Origin of the sequence: Hymenobacter psoromatis (assembly GCF_020012125.1) — a bacterium.
GTDB classification, from domain to species: domain Bacteria; phylum Bacteroidota; class Bacteroidia; order Cytophagales; family Hymenobacteraceae; genus Hymenobacter; species Hymenobacter psoromatis.
In genome coordinates this window covers 3,163,633-3,182,716 of sequence record NZ_JAIFAG010000001.1, presented here as the reverse complement: position 1 = coordinate 3,182,716, position 19,084 = coordinate 3,163,633, and the positions used below count along the sequence as shown (strand labels likewise).

Annotated in this window: 14 protein-coding genes; 11 read left to right on the top strand and 3 right to left on the bottom strand. The window is 60.0% G+C overall.

The annotated features are described in order from the left end of the window. The first annotated feature begins 1 nt into the window (after position 1). From murD to ftsZ, 7 genes are all read left to right on the top strand, one after another. Positions 2–1,393 (top strand): UDP-N-acetylmuramoyl-L-alanine--D-glutamate ligase, encoded by a 1,392-nt coding sequence (gene murD, locus LC531_RS13865; RefSeq protein ID WP_223651159.1) that lies wholly within the window; start codon positions 2–4, stop codon positions 1,391–1,393. Positions 1,394–1,413: 20 nt separating this feature from the next. Next, a complete protein-coding gene (locus LC531_RS13860) occupies positions 1,414–2,613 on the top strand; it encodes an FtsW/RodA/SpoVE family cell cycle protein (protein ID WP_223651158.1) in 1,200 nt (399 codons plus the stop codon). A gap of 131 nt (positions 2,614–2,744) precedes the next feature. Then, positions 2,745–3,830, top strand: coding sequence for an undecaprenyldiphospho-muramoylpentapeptide beta-N-acetylglucosaminyltransferase (murG, locus tag LC531_RS13855; protein ID WP_223651157.1), 1,086 nt, complete (start codon positions 2,745–2,747; stop codon positions 3,828–3,830). 131 nt (positions 3,831–3,961) lie between these two features. Further along, positions 3,962–5,347: a UDP-N-acetylmuramate--L-alanine ligase gene (murC, locus tag LC531_RS13850; protein ID WP_262903288.1), complete on the top strand. Its 1,386-nt coding sequence runs from the start codon at positions 3,962–3,964 to the stop codon at positions 5,345–5,347. A 133-nt stretch (positions 5,348–5,480) separates the two neighbouring features. Beyond that, positions 5,481–6,239, top strand: coding sequence for a cell division protein FtsQ/DivIB (locus LC531_RS13845; RefSeq protein ID WP_223651156.1), 759 nt, complete (start codon positions 5,481–5,483; stop codon positions 6,237–6,239). Positions 6,240–6,324: 85 nt separating this feature from the next. Next, positions 6,325–7,722, top strand: coding sequence for a cell division protein FtsA (ftsA, locus tag LC531_RS13840; RefSeq protein WP_223651154.1), 1,398 nt, complete (start codon positions 6,325–6,327; stop codon positions 7,720–7,722). 95 nt (positions 7,723–7,817) lie between these two features. Next, positions 7,818–9,305 (top strand): cell division protein FtsZ, encoded by a 1,488-nt coding sequence (ftsZ, locus tag LC531_RS13835; protein ID WP_223651152.1) that lies wholly within the window; start codon positions 7,818–7,820, stop codon positions 9,303–9,305. An 86-nt stretch (positions 9,306–9,391) separates the two neighbouring features. Here ftsZ and LC531_RS13830 read toward each other — a convergent pair whose 3' ends face one another. The 3 genes from LC531_RS13830 to LC531_RS13820 are packed head-to-tail and all read right to left on the bottom strand — an operon-like array spanning position 9,392 to position 12,498. Then, positions 9,392–10,537 (bottom strand): cytochrome-c peroxidase, encoded by a 1,146-nt coding sequence (locus LC531_RS13830; protein WP_223651150.1) that lies wholly within the window; start codon positions 10,535–10,537, stop codon positions 9,392–9,394. Positions 10,538–10,577: 40 nt separating this feature from the next. Continuing rightward, complete coding sequence (locus LC531_RS13825; RefSeq protein ID WP_223651148.1) at positions 10,578–11,696, bottom strand: cytochrome-c peroxidase; 1,119 nt, start codon at positions 11,694–11,696, stop codon at positions 10,578–10,580. Positions 11,697–11,700: 4 nt separating this feature from the next. Beyond that, entirely contained in the window at positions 11,701–12,498 is a 798-nt protein-coding gene (locus LC531_RS13820; protein WP_223651145.1) for an MbnP family protein, read from the bottom strand. A 283-nt stretch (positions 12,499–12,781) separates the two neighbouring features. Here LC531_RS13820 and LC531_RS13815 point away from each other — a divergent pair, with 283 nt between their 5' ends. The 4 genes from LC531_RS13815 (at position 12,782) to LC531_RS13800 (ending at position 19,033) form a co-directional block, all read left to right on the top strand. Beyond that, a complete protein-coding gene (locus tag LC531_RS13815) occupies positions 12,782–13,153 on the top strand; it encodes a hypothetical protein (protein ID WP_223651143.1) in 372 nt (123 codons plus the stop codon). A 129-nt stretch (positions 13,154–13,282) separates the two neighbouring features. Next, entirely contained in the window at positions 13,283–15,676 is a 2,394-nt protein-coding gene (locus tag LC531_RS13810; RefSeq protein WP_223651142.1) for a TonB-dependent receptor, read from the top strand. Between the two features lie 71 nt (positions 15,677–15,747). Further along, the gene (locus LC531_RS13805) at positions 15,748–16,635 is read left to right on the top strand and encodes a DJ-1/PfpI family protein (protein WP_223651141.1); all 888 of its coding nucleotides are present in this window, start codon (positions 15,748–15,750) and stop codon (positions 16,633–16,635) included. Positions 16,636–16,693: 58 nt separating this feature from the next. Further along, positions 16,694–19,033 (top strand): TonB-dependent receptor, encoded by a 2,340-nt coding sequence (locus LC531_RS13800; RefSeq protein ID WP_223651140.1) that lies wholly within the window; start codon positions 16,694–16,696, stop codon positions 19,031–19,033. Positions 19,034–19,084: the final 51 nt, after the last annotated feature.

Sequence of the window (19,084 nt, the reverse complement as noted above, 5' to 3'; positions counted from 1 at the left end):
TATGACCAATACTAAAAATATTGTTGTCCTAGGAGCCGCCGAAAGTGGAGTAGGGGCCGCGCTGCTGGCGCAGGCCAAAGGATATGCCGTATTCGTGTCCGACCGCGGCGAAATCAAGCCCGACTACAAGCAAAAGCTAACTGATGCCAGCATCGAATTTGAGGAAAATCAACATTCGCTCGGCCGCATTCTGCAAGCCGAGCAAGTAATCAAAAGCCCCGGCATCCCCGAAAAAGCGGCTGTTATTAAGGCCCTACGCAAACAGAAAGTCCCAATTGTCTCCGAAATTGAGTTTGCCAGCCGATACACCAAGGCGCGCTTTATTGCTATTACCGGTACCAACGGTAAGACCACGACTACGCTCCTTACCTACCACCTGCTAAAAGAAGCGGGCCTGAACGTGGGCTTGGCCGGTAATATCGGCTACTCGCTAGCCGAACTGGTTATCGAGGATAAATTTGAATACTACGTCCTGGAAGTCAGTAGCTTTCAGCTCGATAATGTGCAGTATTTCAAGCCCTGGATTGCGGTGCTGCTCAACATTACGCCTGACCACCTCGACCGCTACAACTATTCGCTGGCTGAGTACGCGCAGGCCAAGCTGCGTCTTATGCTACGGCAGGATAGCGACGACACGTTTATTTACAACGCCGACGACGAGAATATTCAGCGCTATTTTAAGGCAGCACTGCGCCCGGTGCACCAAATGCCGTTCAGCCTGCACCATCGCTCCGATTTTCAGCTGGCGGGCTACTACGAAGCCCAAAAGCTGCTGTGCGTGGACCTGATGCCCGGCTACTATAGCCCCACCGAGCAAATTAGTACTGCGCGCTCGCCGCTCATTGGCGAGCACAATCGCCAGAATGTGCTCGCCGCCGTGCTCGCCGCCCGCGTGGCTGGCGTCGGTTGCCCGCAGATTGAAGATGCGCTGGCGACTTTTCACAATGCCGACCACCGCTTGCAAATGGTAGCGCAAGTAGCTGGGGTGGAGTATATAAACGACAGCAAAGCCACCAACGTTGAGGCTGCCTGGTACGCCCTCGACGGCGTTAAGCGACCCATTGTCTGGATTGCCGGTGGCACCGACAAGGGCAACGACTACGCGTCGCTGTTGCCCCTGGCTCAGCAAAAAGTAAAAGCCCTCGTGTGCCTGGGCGTAGACAATGCCAAGCTGCGCGCCGCCTTTGGGGGGGTAGTACCTCATCTCGAAGAAACGCAAAGTATAGCCGACGCCGTGCGCCGCGCCGCCGCTCTGGCTGCCCCCGGCGATGTGGTGTTGCTCTCGCCCTGCTGCGCCAGCTTCGACCTGTTTAAGAATTACGAAGACCGCGGCCACCAATTTATGGCTGCCGTGCAAACGTTAGCATCAACCGAATCCGCGAAATCAGTTTAATCTGCTCAACTCTGCGCTTTATGGAAACCCCTACCCCCCACACTTGGCTGCAACGCAACCTCAAGGGCGACCCCATTTTGTGGGCCATTGTCATTTTATTTTCGCTCATCAGTATCGCCGTGGTGTATTCGGCTACCGGCACGCTGGCGTATCGCAACGAGTTGCACGGCCGCACGGGCTCAGTCGAGATGATTGTGCTCAAGCATACTAGCCTGATTTTCATGGGTTTGGGCCTAATGTGGCTAGCGCATCGCATCGATTATCGCCACTACTCACGGCTGTCGCTCTACGCGTTGCTGCTCTCGGTGCCGCTGCTGCTATTCACTTACCTGATGGGCGGCGAAACCAACGGGGCCTCGCGCTGGCTCACCATTCCGGTAATTAATCAAACCTTTCAGCCCTCCGACCTGGCCAAGCTGGCGCTCATCTCGCACCTGGCCAGTATGTTGAGCCGCCGCCAGCAGCACCTGCACGATTTTAAAAATACGCTGCTGCCCGTAATGCTCTGGGTAGGAGTTATTTGCGGGCTGATTGTTTTGTCGAATGCTTCTACCGCGCTGTTGCTGTTTCTGACCTGCTTGCTCCTCATGTTTATTGGCCGGGTACCTATGAAGCAGATGCTGGTGATGGTGCTCATTGGAGCTACGCTGGGGGGGGTAGGGCTGGTGGCCGGCCAGCGCTGGAAAACGGTTCAGTCGCGCGTCGAGAATTTTTCCGACCCGAATAAAAAGCCCGCTTTCCAGCTGGAGCACTCGTTTATTGCCATCGCCACCGGCGGCCTCACCGGCAAAGGCCCCGGTAAAAGCACCGAGCGCAATATTATGCCCCACCCGTATTCCGACTTTATCTACGCCATTATTATTGAAGAATACGGCATGCTTGGCGGACTGGTGGTGCTGTTTCTCTACCTCGCTTTTCTTTATCGGGGACTGAAAACGGTGATGAATAGCCAGGGCGCGTTCGGCGGGCTGCTGTCGGCGGGCTTGTGCTTTAGTTTGGTCTTGCAGGCGATGGTAAATATGGGCGTGGCCGTGGGCCTGGGCCCCGTCACGGGCCTACCCCTGCCCATGCTTAGCATGGGTGGTACTTCGCTTATTTTCACAGGCTTAAGCGTGGGTATTATCTTGGCCGTGAGTCGTGGCGAGCGCGAAACCCGCCCCATGACCGGCGAACCTGCCGACACGCTCCGCATCCCGAGCAAGCGCGCGCAGTATGCGTAGGTATTACTTGTCATTGTGAGCCTGCTCAATAATTGCACGTAGAAGAAATTCAAACAAGCTGAGCAAACGCGATTACTTCGCAAGCGCGCAATGACAAACGATTTTGACTAAAATCACTAAGTGATTACCTCATGAAATTCATCATCTCCGGCGGCGGGACGGGCGGGCATATTTTCCCGGCGGTAGCCATTGCGAATGAAATCCGGCGTCGGCAGCCCGACGCGGATATTCTATTCGTTGGGGCCAACGGCCGCATGGAAATGACGCGCGTGCCCGAAGCTGGCTATGATATTGTCGGGCTGGATATTACCGGTTTGCAGCGCCGCCTCACGCCGCAAAATATTTTGTTCCCGGTGCGCGTGTTTCGGTCGGTGCGCAAGGCGGGAAAATTAATTCAGGAATTTCGGCCCGATGCCGTGGTGGGGGTAGGGGGCTATGCCTCCGCGCCAGTGCTGCTGGCCGCTACCTCGCGCCATATTCCGAGCCTGATTCAAGAGCAGAACTCCTATGCTGGCTTAGTTAATAAATTACTGGGCCGCCGGGTTAATAAAATCTGCGTGGCTTACGAGGGCATGGCAAATTTTTTCCCGGCCGATAAAATTGTGCTTACCGGTAACCCCGTACGCGCTGAAATTGCGCACGGCAGCCGCGCCGAAGCGCAGCAGTTTTTCAACCTCGACCCCACCAAAAAAACCTTACTCGTGGTGGGCGGCAGCCTCGGCGCACGCACTCTCAACCTGGCTACCGCCGCTGCCTTACCCCGGCTACGCGAGGCTGGCGTGCAAGTACTCTGGCAAACCGGCAAATTGTACTACCCCGAAGCACAGGTGCAGGCCGCGCCATACGCCGCCGACCACTTCCAGGCGCTGGAATTCATCCGACGAATGGACTTGGCCTACGCCGCCGCCGACGTGGTTATCAGCCGGGCTGGGGCGCTCTCAGTATCAGAGCTTTGCCTCACGGGTAAGGCCAGTGTGCTGGTGCCTTCGCCCAACGTGGCTGAGGACCACCAGACTAAAAATGCCCTGGCCCTCGTGAGTAAGGGTGCAGCCGCGCTCATCACCGATGCCCACGCCCCCGAGCGCCTCTACGACGAAACCCTGCGCTTGCTCGCCGACCCGGCACGTCAGCAGCAGCTAAGCGGGCGCGTGCATGAGCTAGCCCGCCCCGACGCCACAAAAGATATTGTAAACGAGCTGTTCAGTTTATTAAAATAATGAAAGAACGTCATGCTGAACGCAGTGAAGCATCTCTACCGCGTAAGTAATCAACATCGTTGCAACAATGCGGGCGAGATGCTTCACTGCGTTCAGCATGACGGGCTAGATTACAGAGGTAAAAAATAAAAATGCAACAATTTCCTTACGTCTTCTTCCTCGGTATCGGCGGCATCGGCATGTCGGCGCTGGCGCGCTGGTTCCGAGCTAACGGCCACCACGTTAGCGGCTATGATAAAACCGAGACGCCGCTGACGCAGGCTTTACAGGCCGAAGGAATTACCGTGCATTACGCCGACACGGTAGAAAATATTCCACGGGAAATTCGGGAAAATAAAGTTCAGACACTGGTCGTGCTGACTCCCGCTATTCCGGCTGCTAGCGCCGAGTGGGCGTGGCTGCGCGCTCAGGGCTACGATATTCGCAAGCGCAGCCAGGTGCTGGGCGTGCTCACCGCGGGTAGGCCAACCATCGCAGTGGCTGGCACGCATGGCAAAACCACGACCAGCAGCATGGTAGCGCATTTGCTAAAGTATGCGGGTCTCGACGCGGGCGCCTTTCTGGGCGGTATCGCGGTGAACCTGGGGTCGAATTTATTACTGCCAAAATCGGCCGCCGCGCCCGTGGTGGTGGAAGCCGATGAATATGACCGCAGCTTTCTGACGCTGCACCCCGACCTGGCCATCGTGACGAGTACCGACGCCGACCACCTCGATATTTACGGCGAGCAGAGCGCGCTAGTAGATTCTTTCTGTCAGTTTGTTAGCCAGCTGAAGCCCGGTGGCACGCTACTGCTTAACCACACCGCCGACCCGCGCGTGGCCACCGCCGTGCCGCCCGGCACGCGGGTGCTGCGCTACGGCCTCACGGCGGCGCAGGGGCCAGATTTATTTGCCGCGAATATTACTGCTGAGGGCCATCAATTTCAGTTTGACCTGCACGGGCCGCGGGGGGTAGTAAATGGTTTGGAATTGGCCGTGCCGGGCTTTCATAACGTGGAAAATATGCTGGCCGCCGCCGCCGCCGCGCAGTTATTCGGCGTAAGCAACGCGCAGTTGCCGGCCGCCGTAGCGGCCTACCAAGGCGTGAAACGCCGGTTTGAATTTATCGTGACCGGCTCCGATAAGGTATACGTAGACGATTATGCCCACCATCCGCGGGAAATTGAAGCGTTTTTGCGCTCGCTGCGGGCGCTCTACCCAAATAAAAAATTGCGCATCATTTTTCAGCCCCATTTATTTACCCGCACCCGCGATTTTGCCGAAGGTTTTTCGCGTAGCCTAAGCTTGGCCGACGAGGTAGTATTATTGGATATTTATCCGGCTCGCGAGCAGCCCATCCCCGGTATTACGGCCGCGATGCTGCTGGCCGATATTACCGCGCCACTTAAATCGCTGCAAACCAAAGCACAAGTGTTGGAAAATGCGAAAAAAAATCCTACTTTTGATGTGCTGGCAACCGTGGGCGCGGGTGACATTGATACGCTGGTACCGGAATTAAAAAAAATACTGAGTTAATAACGTTTGTCAGTGCGATTGGAGCGCGGCAATCGCACCCGCACGATACGTTCTGCTGTAATTACTGCGCTTCACTTGCAAGGATAAACGTTATTAGAAAGTAATAAAAGTTATTAATTAAAACTGCCTTTTCGTGACTAAAACCGTTCGTAACCTGCTCGTCGCGTTGGCTTGCCTACTGGGGTTGGGTGGCATGGCCGTCTTCGCGGCCGTGCGGCAGTCTCATCGCCCGGTGCAGAATATCGTGGTGAACGTGGCCAACGACTTTAATAATTATTTTATCAGTGAGCGGGGTGTAACGGCACTGCTCACCAAGGGGGGTAGGGAGCCGGTAATCGGCACCGTGCCGGAGGGCCCGCGCCTGCGCGAGCTGGAAGGCCGGCTGAAGGCGCACCCTTTTGTGCGCGACGCGCAGGTATACCGTGACCTGGCCGGCGACCTGCATGCCGACGTGCGCCAAAATCGCCCCATTGCCCGGCTCGTGCACCCCGACGACCGCCTCGACACCTACGTAGATGCCAGCGGCAAGCTTCTGCCCCTCTCGCCACTATATACGGCGCGGGTGGCCACCGTGAGCCGGGCCGGCGGCGGGGCGCTGCCCACCACTTTTTTCCAGGATAGCACCAGCCGCGGCTACCTCGATTTTTTGCGTTACGTAGACGAGCACCCGTTTTGGCGGGCGCAGGTGGCGGAGGTGTTTGTGGAGCCGGGCGGTAAGCTCAGCTTCACGCAGCAGGTCGGCGACCAGCGCGTGGAGTTTGGCGCGCCGGAGGATATTTCAGGAAAATTCGCCAAATTGATGGTATTTTACCGTCAAATTCCTTCGGTGCTAGGCTGGGATACGTACCACCGCGTCAACGTGGAATACCAAAATCAAATAATTTGCGAGTAGTAATCGCTTGTTAATCAAAAGTCTGTTTTTTAGCTACTTTGCTAAGTAAATTAGTTTCCGTTCTTTCACTGCTCGCCCCTTCCCCATGCAACAGGATAAAATAGTCGTCGGCCTCGACATCGGCACCACTAAAATCTGCGCCTTGGTGGGCCGCAAAAACGAGTACGGCAAGCTCGAAATTCTAGGCATGGGGAAGGCCGTTTCCGAAGGCGTGCAGCGCGGCCTCGTGCTCAATATCGACAAGACGGTAGACGCCATTAAGCGCGCTATTCGGCAGGCCGAGGAGCAATCGGGTATCGACATTGGGGTAGTGAACGTGGGCATTGCGGGGCAGCACATCAAGAGCTTGCAGCACAACGGCTCCATCACGCGGCCCAGCGGCGATAACGAGATAACTCAGGACGATGTGAATCGCCTCACAGCCGACATGTATCGCCTGGTGACGCCGCCCGGCTCGCAGATTATCCACGTGATGCCGCAGGATTATAAGGTGGATTTTGAGGGCGGCGTGCTCGACCCCATTGGCATGGCCGGTGTGCGGCTGGAAGGCAACTTCCACATTATCACGGCGCAGAGCGCGGCTATCAATAACATTAATAAGTGCGTGACCAAGGCGGGCCTGGCCATTGCCGACCTTATTCTGGAGCCGCTGGCCTCGAGCGTATCGGTGCTGAGCGACGAGGAAAAGGAAGCCGGCGTGGCGCTGATTGATATTGGCGGCGGCACCACCGACCTGGCCGTGTTTAAGGATGGTATTATCCGGCACGCGGCGGTGCTGCCGTTCGGGGGCAATATTATTACCCAGGACATTAAGCAGGGCTGCAACGTGACGCCTAACCAAGCCGAGCAGCTGAAGGTGAAGTTTGGCAAGGCCATCGCGGAGGAGGCCAGCGACTACGAAATCGTGAGCATTCCGGGCCTGCCCAACCGCCCGCCCAAGGAGGTGTCGCTCAAGAATTTGGCTTACATCATCGAGGCCCGGATGTCGGAGATTATCGAGCTGGTGCATGCGGAAATCTACCGCATGGGCCTGCACGAGCAGCTGTCGGCGGGCATTGTGCTCACCGGCGGCGGCTCGCAACTCCAGAACCTGGAGCAGCTGACTGAGTACCTCACCGGCCTCGACACGCGCATCGGCTACCCCAACCAGCACTTGGGCAAGGGTAAGATTGAGGCCGTGAAGTCGCCGATGCACGCCACCGGCGTGGGCCTCGTGCTAGCCGGCTACCAGGCCGGCGACGAGCGCCAGGCCCGCCCCGGCTACGGGGAGGAAGAAGCATCGACCTACAGCTACCAGCCTACGGCTCCGGCCGCCGCGCCGGTGGTGCCCAGCTTCGTGCCGGCCGCCGCGCAGGCCGCCGCCCCTACCCCCTCCGAGCCGCCCAAGCCGCCGAAAGAGCAGAAGGGCCTCAAGTTTTTGGGTGACATCACCCGCAAGCTGAAGAGTATTCTGATTGATGATTTTGACGATAAACAATACTAATAGTACTGAACAATTATCAATGAATAATGAGTAATGCTTGCTATTAGCAGCCGTACTTGCTCATTATTCATTGCTCATTGATAATTGACCTCTTTATGAATTTTACCTTCGACATTCCGACCCAGAGCCGCTCCATCATTAAGGTGATTGGGGTAGGGGGCGGGGGCTCCAACGCCGTGAAGCACATGCACAAGCAGGGCATCAAGGACGTGGAGTTTATTATCTGCAACACCGACCGGCAAGCGCTGGAAAGCTCCACGGTGCCCAATAAGCTCCAGATTGGGGTGGACCTGACCGAAGGCCTGGGTGCCGGGGCCAAGCCCGAGCGCGGCCGGCAGGCGGCGCTGGAATCGCGGGAGCAAATTCGAGAGCTGCTCAGCAACGGCACCAAGATGCTGTTTATCACGGCTGGCATGGGCGGCGGCACGGGCACGGGCGCAGCTCCGGTTATCGCACAAGTAGCGCAGGAGCTGAATATTCTGACGGTGGGTATCGTCACGGCTCCGTTTTTATTCGAGGGGAAGAAGAAGCGCGACCAGGCCGAGCAAGGCATTAAGGAGTTGAGCGAGCATTGCGATACGGTGCTGGTAATTCTCAACGACAAGCTGCGCCAGCTCTACGGCAACCTCACGATGGGCCAGGCGTTTGCCAAGGCCGATACGGTGCTGACCACGGCTGCCAAGTCCATTGCCGAGATTATCACGGTGACGGCCGATGTGAACGTGGACTTCGAGGACGTGAAAACGGTGATGAAGGACTCGGGAGCCGCCGTGATGGGTAGCTCCGTGACGGAGGGTGAGAACCGCGCCCGCCGCGCCGCCGAGGAGGCGTTGAACTCGCCACTGCTCAATAACACCGATATTCAGGGCGCGCAGAAGATTTTGCTCAGTATTATGTCGGGCGACCAGGCGGAGCTGGAAATGGATGAGCTATCCGAAATCACGGAATATATTCAAGGCAAAGCCGGCGAGGACGCCGAGATGATTTTTGGCCACGGCACCGACGACACCCTGGGCCAGAGCATTCGGGTGACGGTTATTGCCACTGGCTTTGCCCGCGAGGCGCACACTATCTCGACCAACAACCGGCCCGAGACTGAGCTAACCGCCGCGCCTACCCCCGCCGAGCCGGCGGCTACTGCAGCGGACAAGCCGGCTCCGGCCGCGCCGGTAGTGCCGAGCTTTACCACGCCCGAGCCAGCCCGCGTCACCTACGAGCTGAATGGCCCGGCTACCCCCCACGCGCAGACTGGCCTGGCCGGTGCGCCCATTGGCACGCCCGGCGACCCGGTGCTGCTGCCCAGCCAGCCGGCAGCCGGTGCGCCTACCCCCGCCCCACGCCCGCGCCCGGCCATGCTGGAAGCGCAGGCCGAGGAGCGCCGTCGTCGTTTGCAGCAGCTTAGCCAGAGCCAGGGTCTCTCGCCCGAAGCCACTACCCACCTCGACACGCCCGCCTACCTGCGCCGCGGCCAGAAGCTGGAGCCCGTGACGCCCAGCAGCGCCCAGAATATCTCGCGCTTCAACCTAAGCGACGACAACGAGCTGCTGGGCGACAACCGGTTTTTGCACGACAACGTAGACTAAACCGCAGATTCAGGCGGATTTAACGAATTACGCCGCTTCAATGGCGTAGCGGCGTAATTCGTTAAATCCGCCTGAATCTGCGGTCGTTAGTGGGGGTCTGAGAAGCGCTTATCGGCAATGAACGTTGAATCGGTCAGCGTTTTCAGAAAGGCGATAACCTGTTTTTTCTCGGTGGCCGTGAGGTCCATGTGGGTGCCGAAAGGCGGGTCGTTGATGCCGGCGGGCGCGGCCAGGTTATTGTCGAGGTTGGGGCTGTTCATCTGCACGTGGTCGGAGTAGTGGTCGAGCACTTCCTCCAGCGTTTTGAAGCGGCCATCGTGCATATAAGGCGCGGTGAGGGTAATGTTGCGCAGGGTAGGAGCGATGAATTTGCCTTGGTCCACGGCCAGCTTGGTGAGGCCGCCCCGGCCGGGGTCAGGAAAAGTGAGGTCGAGGCCATTATTGAAAAACTTGCCCTCATAGCCCGATGACATCAGCGGCTGCGTGTGGCAGTGAAAGCACTCGGCCCCACGCACCGAGCCGGGCGCGATGTGCGTGGTGTAAAGCTTGAGGCCCGCTACCTCGTCGGCAGTAAAGCCCAGGCGAGTCGCCATAAATTTATCATAGCGCGAGTTGCCCGAAATCAGCGTGCGCTCAAATTGCGCCAGCGCTTTAAGGGTCAGCTCATTGGTGATAGTGCGGGTACCAAAAGCCGCTTGAAACAGCGGCGGATACTGGCTCAGCGCCTGCAATTTAGCTACTCCCACTGTGAGCGGTTGGTGCAGCTCCACAGTATTTTCCAGGGGTTTTACAGCCTGAGTTTCGAGGGTCGTGAAGGCCCCGTCCCAGGTAAGCTGGGTGCTCCAGAGCACGTTGGTCAGCGACATGGTGCCGCGCGGGTTGGCCACGCCATCTACGCCCACCGCCAGGGGTAGGCCATCAGTAAAGGCCTTGCTTTGCTGGTGGCATGAGCTACAGCTCATAGTGCCGGTGCTCGACAAGGCTTTTTCGTAAAACAGCTGCCGGCCCAGCGCGATGCCCTCCACGGTGAGCGGGTTATCGGCTGGGATGACGGGGGTAGGGAAGCCCGCCGGCAGCGCGAGCACGTAGGGCGTGGGCGCAGCCGGAGTAGGGGCCGGGGGGGTAGGGTCCACGCCCCCGCCGCCATCCTTGCCGCAGCTGGCCGCGCTCAGCAGCGCGATAGCAGCCAGTACCAAAGCTGAGCCACGGAAAGAATTGGTAAACAAGGGCATGGCAGGGAGATTGTTCAGTAAAAATAGGCGGTCCGCGCCGCTACTCAACGCTAACCGCCACAACGCGCGGTGGGGCCAGCTTGGTTTCCGGCCGGGGCGCGGCCAGGCGCTTATCGGTCAGAAACTGCTCGTCAGTCAGCGTGTTCAAAAAAGCCAGCAATGCCGTTTGCTCCGCATGGGAAAGCGGAATGCCCAACTGGCCATTAGCCCGGCGCAATTGCGGGTCGAGGGTAGGGGAGGGCCGCACGCCGTGGGCGTAGTGGGCCAGCACCTGGGGCAAGGTAGCGAAGCGGCCGTCGTGCATGTAGGGCGCGGTGCGGGCCACATTGCGGAGGCTGGGCACCTTAAAGCGGCCCCGGTCAGTGGCCAGCAGCGTAATATTTGCCCGGCCCGAATCGCGGGGAAACGCGCGGTCAAGGCCGTTGTTGCGAAAGCTCTCGTCGGTAAATAGCTCGCCGACGTGGCAGCCGCCGCACTTCGCCCGAAAAATAGTTAAGCCCTTCACTTCCGGCTGGTTGAAGGTGCCGCCTGGTGCGTGTTGCAGGTACTTGTCGTAGTGCGAGTCGGCCGAAGTAAGCGCGGCCGTGAACTGCGCCAGCGCCCGCAGAAACTGGGGCGTGTCAATGGTGCCCGGCCCGTAGATGGCGGCGAAGCGGCGGCGATATTCGGGGTTGGCGTTGAGGCGGCCCAGCGCGGCGGGCAGGGATAAATTCATCTCGGCGTGGCTGGTAAGTGGGGCCAGGGCTTGCAGTTCCAGGCCGCGCGCGCCGCCGTCGGCCATGAAGCCGCGCCGCCAGCGCAGGTTTTGCAAGGCCGGGGCGTTGCGTGGGCTCAGGCGGCCGCCTACCCCCACGGCCAGGGCCCGCCCATCGGTGAAGGCCCGGCTTTGCTGGTGGCACGAGCCGCACGAGACGGTGCCGTTGCTCGACAGCCGCGGGTCGTAAAACAGCGTCCGGCCCAGCTTAAACGTGGCCTCATCGGGTGAGTTCTGGGCCAGCGTGTATACTGGGGCCGGAAAGTGGGCGGGTAGTACCGCGCCCGGCGCGGCCGCCGGCCGCCGCGCCGCGCCGAAGCCAGCCGCCGCGAGCAGCGCTGCAAAGCCTAGCCCTACCCCCAGCCGGAGCGCCGGCCCCTTCGCCGATGGCCGCCAAGCGCGCACGCCGCTAGTTAGCCTGGGTTTTAGTGACGGTAAACATCCCGGCCTGGTAGTTTTGGGCTACCTGCAGGGCCTCCGCACCTGGCCGCATGGCGTTAGAGTACTGGCTGAGCGTGATGTGGTTAATACCATCAAACAGCTTCAGCATATCGGCCTGCACGAAGAGGGTAGGGGCGTGAGCACCGTTCACGGTCAGGGTGCTGCCGTTCAGCGGCGGCGTTACCGTGACGATGGCATCGTAGGGCGCGGTGTAGCCGCCGATGTGGCAGGTGAGGGGGTAGGCCGGAGTTACTGACGTTACTTGGCCCTCCATTTTCATAAAAATGTGGCCGGTGTTCCAGGACCAGTACATGTTGTTGGCTGGGTTAAGTGCGCCAGTTAGCTGTAAGGGGTCGGCCTGGGTGGTGGCCGCGTCCACGCCCAGCACGAAGCTCACGCCGGTGTAGGTGCCGGCCGGCACGTTGGTCAGGGCCAGGCGCTGGGTAGCGGGCTTGCTTTGGTCCACCAGAAAGTATGAGTTGGGCGCGGCGTACACGGTGCCATCGCTCTTCGTGAGCTTGATATTGGTGACGTAATATTCAAGGGTAGTGACGGTAAACGTCTCACCGGCTGGGGTGGCGTATGCGGTGCCATCGAGGGCCAGAGGCTTGGTGCCCACCACGTTGCTGAATTGCAAGTCTACCTCGCCCGGCGTGGTGACGGGCGGAGTTACTGGCGAGTCGGTTTCTTTCTTGCAACCGACAAAAACGGCCGCCGAGCCGGCGAGTAGCAAGCTGCAAAGGGCGGTAAGCTGACGGGTTTTCATCGGAGTAGGAAAAGTAGTATTTACCGAAAAAAGCAGGAAGTTGAAAAGAACAAGGCCAGCACAAGCAGTAGCAGCGGAAAGTTTCCGGTCCGGGACCAGGGTTTTAAAAAAAGCCAGCCAAACGCTTTTTAGACAGTCTTTAAAGGTAGCGGCTTGTCAGGTACTAAGCTACTATTGTCGGTTAAAAATAGCGTGAAGAAAAGAATATTTGCGCTCAAAAAGTAGCCGAGCCAGCCCCGGCGGCCGTACTTTTGCCGGAGCTACCCCCCGCGCCTCGCTGCCCGTGAAATCCATTTTTGCCTACTTGCTCGCTGGCCTCGTGCTGCTGCAAACCTTCAGCCGCGAGCTGTTGGTGGCGGATTTCGTGCTTAACCGGGCGGCTATTACGCAGCAGTTTTGCGTGAATAAAAGCCGGCCCCAGCTGCATTGCGATGGCAAGTGCTATTTCGCCAAGCAGCTCAAAAAGCAGGAGGAGCGCCAGAGCAAGTCGGCTGGCCCGCTCAAGGAGCGGCTCGATATGCTGCCGACTGCCTTCGGCGGCTGGCAGCCGCGGCTGGCTGTGGCCTGGGCCGTGCCGACGTGCTACCCGGCGACCATTGCGGCGGCCGTGCCCCACGGGTCGGGCGGAGCCATTGACCAGCCTCCGCGCGGCTAGCCAGCGCCCAAAACCGGGAAAGCCACGGGCCTGCGGCCGCGCCAGCGCGCGGGCCGGTTGGGTAACGGTGTACCAGTAAGGTCTCATCAGGGCCGGCCCAGGGCCGGGCTTGCTAGCTACTATTTTTTCGTGGGTAATTTTTTCTCCCTGACCGGGCGGCTCGTGGCTGTCTGCGTCTTGCTGCTGCTCAGCAGCTTTGTTGCCGGTGCCCAAACCAGCGTGGGTGCTCTGCGCGGCACCATCACGACCGCCGCCCACCAGCCCGTGCCCTTCGCCACGGTGGCCGTGCTCAACTCCGCACTCGGCGCGACGGCCGACCAGGGCGGTCATTTTTCCATTGCCAACGTACCAGCCGGCCGCCAGACGGTGGTAATCAGCAGCGTGGGCTACGCTACGCACACTCAAACCGTGGAGGTAACGGCCGGCCAGACCGCGCCGCTTACCCTAACACTCACGCCGAGCACGGCGGGACTGGATGAAGTGGTAGTAACGGCTCAGAAAGACGAAACGACTTTGCAGCAGACGCCGATGGCCGTGTCGGCGCTGGGCACCAAGCAATTGCGCGAGTACCGGGTCTGGGATTTCAAAGACCTGACGGCCCTGGCCCCCAACCTCTTCGTGATTGAGCACGCCAACAGCACGGGCGGCAACTTCCTCAACATCAGGGGTGTGATGGGCTTCACCAACGAGCAAGCCGTGGCCACTTATGTGGACGGAGTATATCAGTTCGACTATTTTTCGGCTCCCACGCAACTGCTTAACGTGGAGCGCATTGAGGTGCTACGCGGGCCGCAGGGCACGCTCTACGGCCGCAACGCGCTGGGTGGGGTAGTGAATATCGTGACCAGGCAGCCTACCAACACGCCCGGCGGCTACGCCGAGGTGAGCGTGGGCGACTACGGCCAGCGGCGCTATTCGCTGGCCGCGCAGGCCCCGCTGGTGAAGGACAAGCTGTTTCTGAGCCTCGGCGGGCAGTACGGGCACCGGCAGGGAATATTTAAGAACCTGGTGACCAACAGCGACTTCGACGAACAAACCTCGTGGCTTTTCAACGGCACACTGCGCTATCTGGCCACCGACCGGCTGAGCTTCGCGTTGAGCGCCTATAACGAGCACAACAACGACCGCGGTGCCTACCCCTGGGTGCCCACCCGGCAGCAAATCGAGCAGCAGCCCTGGCAGATATACAGCAACTACCCCAATACCGAACGGCGGCGCAACTTTAATGCCTCGCTCAAAGCCAGCTATCACTTGCCGGGCGCTACGCTGACCTCGGTGACGGGTTTTCAACGGTTTACTATTGATTACCCCGACCGCTACGACTTCGACTTCACGGCCCAAAACCTGATTAGCGGCGAGGGCAGCACACCCCAGCGCAACTGGACCCAGGAGCTGCGGGTAACCTCGGACCCCAGCAGCGAGCACCGCCTGAGCTGGACGGTGGGGGCGTTCGGCTTCCGGCAGGCCACGCTGCCCGGCGTGCGCAGCATTTTTTACCTCCGGCCCGATTCGCTCCAAGCGCCCCCCGCCTCCAGTGAACAGGGCTTTTTGACCACTGGTAGCAGCCTGAACCGGGGCATCGCCGGCTTCGGGCAGCTCACCTACCAGCTCACCGACCGGCTGAGCCTGACCGGCGGGCTGCGCTACGACTACGAGCGGCGCGAGCTGGTCAACGGCAGCGCTTTTGAGCAAGGCGGCGGGCCGGTCACCGTCACGCAGGCCGATACCACTTTCACGGGTACCTACCGTGCCTGGTCGCCGAAGGCCATTGTCAGCTATCAGGCCAGCGCCAATGTGCTAGCCTACGCCAGCTACGCCCGCGGCTTCCGGGCCGGGGGCCTGAACACGACGGCCCCCACGCGGGCCCAGATTCCCTACCAGCCCGAAGCGAGCGACAACTACGAGCTGGGCCTGAAAACAACGCTGCCCAACCAGCGTGCCCGCCTCAACCTGGCCCTGTTCTACTTGCAGCAGCGCAACCAGCAGATAGCCGTAAGCAGCAACGGCCTGAACTCCGCTATCCTGAACGTGGGCAAGATGAACAACTTCGGCGCGGAGCTGGAAGCGGCCGCCGTGCCCGTTAAGGGGTTGGAGCTGAGCTGGAACGCGGCCTACAACCACGCCCGCTACGCCGCCCTACCCCTCTACAATTACGCGGAGAATCGCACCCAGAGCTACGCCGGCAACCAGCCGATTAACACGCCCGTGGTGACTTCGATGCTGGCCGCGCAATACACCTATAAGCTAGGCCAGGGCCCGCAGCCGCCGGCCCTGTTCGTGCGGGGCGAGTGGCGCTACCTCGGGCCCTACTACTTCGACTACTACAATCAGGACGGGCAGGGTGCCTACGGCCTCTTCAACACCCGCGCCGGGGTGAGCGTGCGGTACCTGGAGCTGGCTTTTTGGGTGCGCAACGTGTTCGAGCGCAAGTACATCACCTACGGCTCGCTCAGCCCCCAGTCGCCGACCTATATGCAGAGTCTGCCGCGCCTGCTGGGCACCACGCTCACGGCCAGGTTTTAGGCAGCCGTTTTGAATTTTTGAAGATGCGCAAGACGATTGCCAATAAGGCTGATTATCAACCAAATAATAGTATGAAAAATAACGTATTGCGCAGCTTGCTAGGGCTGCTGGCCGTAGGAATGAGCGTGCTGGCTAGGCCCTTCCCCGCCCGCAGCCAGGCCATGAAAATGGCGATGACCAAGCCGGTAAAAGTTGCCATCCTGGTGTACCCCGGCATGGAGCTACTCGATTTTTCGGGGCCGGCGGAGGTGTTCAGCAACGCGCGGGATGTGCAGGTGTACCTGGTTTCGACGGGCGCTAAAAGCCTGGCTACCAGGGGTAATATCGTGCACCTGACGGCCGACTACACCCTGGCCACTGCCCCGCAGCCCGATATCCTGGTGGTGCCGGGCGGGCCGATGGAGGTGGTAACCGCCGTGTACCGCACCCCGGCCGTGCTGGCCTGGATTAAGCAGGCCGACCAGCACACGCAGCTCACCATGTCGGTGTGCACGGGCGCGTTCATCCTGAGCCGGGCGGGCCTCACGCACCACAAAAGCATCACCAGCCACTGGTCCGTCGTGGATTCGCTCCAGCGTTTCGACCCGCAGGCTAAAGTTTTGAAAGACAAGCGCTTCGTGGAAGATGGCCGGCTGTTGACCACGGCCGGCGTATCGGCCGGCATCGACGGGGCGCTGCGCGTGGTGGAGGAGCTACGGGGCCACGACGAGGCCGTGGCGGTCACGCGCATCATGCAGTACGATAAGTGGCAGCCGGGCCAGGGCCTGGTACTGGGCAAGTCAGGCATCCGGCCGCCGGCCCCCCTGGCCGCCAATGTGGCCCGCGACCCCGTGTGCCAGATGACCGTGCCAAGTAAGGACGGCCCGCAGCTGGCTTACCAGGGCATCACTTACCACTTCTGCTCGGCCAGCTGCCGCGAGAATTTCCGCCGCCACCCCACGCAGTACGTGAAGAAATAAGTGCACTGCTATTTTTATTAACTGCTTGGCTACTAAGCTAAAGCCTGATTTAAGCCGTATGAAATTCATTTTTATGACTACCGGGCTGGCCCTTGCCAGTCTGAACCTGGCCTGCGCGCAGCAGGCCCCGCTGCGCGGCACCGTGCTCGATGCGCAGTCGCAGCAGCCGCTGCCGGGCGTGACCGTGGTGCTGCCCAGCACCCACGTGGGTGCTACCACCGACGCCAATGGCCGTTTTAGCCTGCCCGCGGCGCTGGGAGTGCACGAGATAATCGTCTCATTCATTGGGTATAACACCCAGAACGTGCGGGTGCCGGCCAGCGGCCAGCCGCTCACGGTGCGCCTCGAAGCGGCTCCGGTGAGTTTGCAAGGCGTGGTAGTATCGGCCAGCCGCGAGCAGGAGCGGCGCACCCAGGAGCCGGTGGCCATCAGCCAGGTGTCGCCGCAACTCATTGCCGACACCAAGGCCACCGCGCCCTACCAGCTGCTGAACAAGGTAGCCGGCGTGTACATGGTCAACCTGGGCAATGAGCAGCACATGATGGCTATTCGCCAGCCCATTAGCACCAACGCGGTGTATCTGTATCTGGAAGACGGCTTGCCGATTAGGCCCATTGGCATCTTCAACCACAACGCGCTGTATGAAATAAACCAGGCCGGCGTGCGCAGCATTGAAGTGGTGAAAGGGCCGGCCTCGTCGCTCTACGGCTCCAATGCCATTGGCGGGGCTATTAACTTTCTGACCCAGCGCCCTACCCCCCTGCCCACGGCCGGCGTGTCGGTGCAGGGCGACAACTACGGCTACCGGCGCGTCGATGCCAGCGCCAGCGGCACAATAGGTCGGCTTGGGCTGTATGCGGGCGGCTACGCGGCCCGGCAGCGCCACGGCTGGCAGGACTATACCGACTTCGATAAGGAGTCGTGGACGCTGCGGGGTGATTATTCGTTTAGTGCTAAAACGCGGCTCGTCGGCATGGGCACCTATAACTACCTCAATACCCAGACGCCGGGCACCCTCGACAGCGCCCGTTTTTACAGCCGCAGCTACGCCAGCAACAACCGCTTCACCAACCGCGTGGTGACGGCCGTGCGCGCCAGCCTGCGCCTGGAACACGATTGGAGCCCCGCGCAGCAAACGGCTTTCACGGCCTACACCCGCTACAACTCAACCGGGCAGCTGCCGAGTTACTACATCGCCGACGTGCGGGCCAATGGCGTGTATCAAAGCTCTAATGGCCAAGTAAATAATCAGTCGTTTCATAGCTACGGGGCTTTGGTGCAGCACCGCGCCGACCTGGGCTTTCTGAATTCGCGGCTCATCGTGGGTGGGTATTTTGATTACAGCCCCAGCACCTATTACGCCCGTTACCTGACCATTCAGAAAGACGTGGTAAATAACTTCTATACCGGTTATACCGATACCGGCCGCTACATCGATGACTACAAAACGGACCTCTACAACGCGGCCGCCTACGCCCAGTATGAGGTGCAGGCTACCGAGGCGCTGCGCATTGTGGGCGGCCTGCGCTACGACAGGGTTCAGTACAATTTTGTGAATAACCTAAGCGGCGCGCAAACCACGAAGAAGGCCGCCCAAAATAATGTGTACAACATCGCGGCACCCAAGCTGGGGCTGACCTACGCGCTGGGGCCGGCCCAGGGCGTGTACACCAACTTCAGCACCGGTTTTCAGCCGCCCGAAACCAGCAGCCTGTACAGCTCGCGCCAGACAATCGAGCTGAAGGAAGCCAACTTCAAGAACTACGAGGCCGGCGGCTGGGTAGCGCTGTTTGAGCGTAAAGTGTACGTGGATTTGAGCGTGTACCAGATGGAAGGCCGCAACGAAATCGTGAGCCTTTTGCAGCCCGACAACACCACTCAGAGCCAGAACGTGGGCGCGACCCGCCACCAGGGCATCGAATACACGCTGACTTATGCGCCCGTTTCGGAAGTGAATTTCCGCCTCAGCGGCACCAACGCCCGGCATACGTATCTGGAATACAGCGAAGTAGTGCAGGGTAAAAACCGCGACTACGCCGGCAATCGCATGGTGAACGCGCCCAACTGGATTGCCAACGCGGAGGTGTACTACAAGCCGCGCTTTGCGCCCGGCGCGCGCATTGGCCTAGAGTATCAGCGCATTGGCTCCTACTTCACCAACACGGCCAACACTAAAACCTACGCCGGCTACAACCTGCTGAACCTGCGCCTGGGCTACCGCCTACCCCAGCCAGCCATGCGCGGCCTGGAGGTGTGGGCCAACGTCATCAACCTGGGTAACGCGCTGTACTCCACGCTGGTAACGGCCAACCAGTACGGCACTACCTACACGGCCGCCGCGCCCCGCACCGTCACGCTGGGGCTAGGCTACACGTTTGCCGCCAAGGCGCGCGAGTAAGTAGCGCGGACTTTCAGTCCGCGACCCAACCAGTTATTCTGACCCGCGGAC